This window comes from Flavobacterium sp. (genome assembly GCF_027531705.1).
Taxonomy (GTDB): Bacteria; Bacteroidota; Bacteroidia; order Flavobacteriales; family Flavobacteriaceae; genus Flavobacterium.
This window is the reverse complement of record NZ_JAPZSP010000043.1, coordinates 1-1,118: the sequence shown is the minus strand read 5'-3', so window position 1 is coordinate 1,118 and position 1,118 is coordinate 1. Positions and strand designations below refer to the sequence as shown.

Genomic DNA, 1,118 nt, shown 5'->3' with positions numbered 1-1,118 from the left:
CTTATTAAAATGTACTTCACTTGCACCAAACTGTTTTAATTCAGAAATAGATTAAATGTAAATATCAATATTACTGAAGGGGCTGATGTAATTCTTGACACTATTATTATTCCAAATGCAACGGTAACAAAAAATCTATATTGTCAAAATCAAAAAAACAATTCTGATTTTAAATATGTTTTAGAGTTTGGAGACGAAGCTCATTTGTTTTATGATAATTATATTCAATATATGTTGCCTTTTATTGCTGATTATAATGGTATTATAGAAGAATTAACTAGTACTGAAGAAAATGATAACAACTTATTTCTCAATTGTATTTCTGAATTAAAACAGTTTGGTGCAAGTGAAGTACATTTTAATAAGTATAGTGATGTAAATCTTTCAAATGAAGTAAAATCAGATTGGTTACAAGTTGAAAAAGAAATATCGACTTTAGAAAATCATTTTACATACAAACTATAAATACAATGAAGTTAAAAAGCATATTCAATACAGCAACATTAGAATTCTATACTCCTGATTTATCTACATCATTGGAGCTGCCTTTTATGGATGTTGGTATTAGTGCAGGTTTTCCTTCTCCAGCTGATGATTTTATAGAACTATCAATAGATTTAAACAAGACATTAATCAAGAATAAAGACACAACTTTTTTTGCAAAAGTCAAAGGTCATTCAATGAAAAATGCAGGTATAAATGATGGAGATTTGTTAGTGATAGATAAGAGTTTAGAAGCTCAAAATAACAGAATTGCCATTTGTCAAATAGATGGAGAATTTACTGTAAAAAGAGTAAAAATCGAAGATAATGTTGTTTGGTTAATGGCTGAAAATGAAGACTACAAACCCATTAAAGTAACTGAAGAAAACGAGTTTATGATATGGGGTATAGTAATCAATTCAATAAAATTTCACTAGTTTAATTATGTCAAAATCAGAACAAATAAAAGAGCTATTATTGAAACTAAATAGTAATGAAAATCAACTGGAACTAATAAATTCAATTGATGAAATTATTATATCTGAAAACAAAAAATATGACACTTACTCTAAACTTATTTACGATATTTTTCTTGATATTCTGACAGGTTACAATAATAAGAATTACAGTTTTAG

3 protein-coding genes are annotated in these 1,118 nt (G+C 26.4%); all 3 read left to right on the top strand.

Features of this window, described 5'->3' with window-relative positions:
• Positions 1-231 precede the first annotated feature (231 nt).
• The gene (locus tag O9267_RS13850) at positions 232-465 is read left to right on the top strand and encodes a hypothetical protein (RefSeq protein WP_298180586.1); all 234 of its coding nucleotides are present in this window, start codon (positions 232-234) and stop codon (positions 463-465) included.
• A 5-nt stretch (positions 466-470) separates the two neighbouring features.
• Positions 471-920: a translesion error-prone DNA polymerase V autoproteolytic subunit gene (gene umuD, locus O9267_RS13845; protein ID WP_298180585.1), complete on the top strand. Its 450-nt coding sequence runs from the start codon at positions 471-473 to the stop codon at positions 918-920.
• A 7-nt stretch (positions 921-927) separates the two neighbouring features.
• The coding region (locus O9267_RS13840; RefSeq protein ID WP_298180583.1) for a hypothetical protein at positions 928-1,118 on the top strand (191 nt) is incomplete at its 3' end.

Bases quoted from the DNA above. Each gene is read 5' to 3' on its own strand.
- umuD (WP_298180585.1), top strand. From the start codon at position 471: ATGAAGTTAAAAAGCATATTCAATACAGCAACATTAGAATTCTATACT.
- O9267_RS13850 (WP_298180586.1), top strand. From the start codon at position 232: ATGTTGCCTTTTATTGCTGATTATAATGGTATTATAGAAGAATTAACT.